The sequence below is a fragment of the Ancylothrix sp. D3o genome (genome assembly GCF_025370775.1).
Classification (GTDB): domain Bacteria; phylum Cyanobacteriota; class Cyanobacteriia; order Cyanobacteriales; family Oscillatoriaceae; genus Ancylothrix.
Genome location: NZ_JAMXEX010000112.1, coordinates 1 through 1740 on the forward strand (window position 1 = coordinate 1; position 1740 = coordinate 1740).

A 1740-nucleotide genomic window follows, 5' to 3' on the forward strand; every position below is an offset into this window, starting at 1 on the left:
GCATATTTGGAATCAGAATCAGCAGGATAAAGTTTAATCTCTTGTTGTTCTTCTGCCAGAATTCTAATCCTTGGTTTTTGGAGTTTGGTTGAAGCTTTTTCCATCATGCTCGTCACAGCTTGAAATACTCCACCAACCACTACTGGCTGACTTATGGCGGCTGCTTGTTCTGCTAATTTATGAAGCCAGAATAGTTGGCCGGTGCTTAGAGATTGGTTTTTAAATTTGCTAACTAAACTTTTAGCAAATTCAGAGTGAACTTTAGATTCAACAAATTTGGCGGCTTCTTCATCTGTGAGGGTAGTGATAATTTCCTCGTTTTTCCATTGTAGCTTTCTAGGGTTTGATTTCTCCATTTCGTCTTCCCATAGCAGTTTTATTGCTGGGTTAAATCTGTTTGCTTGAGTTTCTAGGCTTTCCTTAACCCCTGGTTCGGCATTGGTGAAAACAACAGGTCTTTCCCATAATGCTCCTAGAACTGATGAAGCCTCAACTAATGTTTTGGCTGCTGAGGGAATTAGAATATCTATCCCTTTCAGGTTGATAATGTAAAGGTCGTTAACATTTTTATGCTCCCAATATTCCTTCAACATTTCGACCATTTCAGCGCTTTTAAAGTCTCTACCCCAATCTATTACTGTTACAAGACGTCCTTCAACTATGCCATCAGGATGACGGCTTTTTGTTTCTTCCAATAAGTCAATTTCTTTTCTCATTGCCTTCTCTCATTGCTTTCAATGGGGGGGGGCAGCCTTTTGATAAGACTGACCTTTTTTGATTAAGCCAGCCCTTTATTTATTCTCATTACCCTTTGGGTGCGTTCTAGGAAGCATACTAAGCTGTATTTATCTCTTAGTTTGCTCCATCCTTCAAAGTAGTAGTGATCTGCTGCACTATTTGAGAAGTATTGGCAAATGTTCCTCAGTTCTTTGACGGTCATCTCATTAAAATTTTCAATCTTACAGAATTCTTGAGGTGTCATGTTAGTAGGTGATAATGGTTCAATTGTTCAACTATTGGTTAACGAAATTGTGTAGCGTTCTATTTCTTCAATGAATGCTTGTGCTTCGGCTCCATCTAGCCAAATATTTGTTGCTTGACCGTTGTCATTACAAGCGAGTTTAATAATCACATGGTTTTTTAGCTCAGCAACTTGGGCTACGAATGCTAGGTTGATAAAGCCTTGGCTTGTTCTAATGAATGTAGGTTCGGGTCTGCTCATATATTTCCTCAGTCTGCTTTTCTTATTGTCAAGATTTGGTGGAAGCCAACTTCTCTAAGAGGGATTACATCAACGGAATAGCGGGCGTGATTTAGGATGTTATTTCTTTGGTTGGTGGCCGGTTATAAACAGAAAATGGTCTTTTTGCTCTTTGCTAGGAAACCAATAGTATGAAGACGGCCATACTGGTTTTTGTCCCCCGTTCATCAAGCACAGGAAATCGTGGTAGGTGTTCGTGGGTACATGGACAACACCAAATGCTTTTTGCTGGTTCCTCATAATCCGAAATCGACTTTCAAATGAGGATATCCGCAGAACCACACGGAGATAGCCAATGTGAATGTCTCTTTCAATTTTTATTGTCATTGTGAACACCTCAATAATTACAAACTGAGCACTCCATCCCCACCGCAGAAATAACAAACGATGGGGATTGGTAGAGGGAGCATCCCGTTTTTGTAAAAGACCGCTTAGGCTAGTTGACCATTAAGATAAGCACAACGAAGTTGTAACATTTG

The 1740-nt window shown here is 39.9% G+C and carries 2 protein-coding genes; both read right to left on the bottom strand.

Annotated elements, in window-relative coordinates; translation table 11 throughout:
* The coding region (locus tag NG798_RS27555; protein ID WP_261226915.1) for a hypothetical protein at positions 1-716 on the bottom strand (716 nt) is incomplete at its 3' end.
* 293 nt (positions 717-1009) lie between these two features.
* Positions 1010-1222 (bottom strand): hypothetical protein, encoded by a 213-nt coding sequence (locus NG798_RS27560; protein ID WP_261226916.1) that lies wholly within the window; start codon positions 1220-1222, stop codon positions 1010-1012.
* Between the last annotated feature and the right edge of the window lie 518 nt (positions 1223-1740).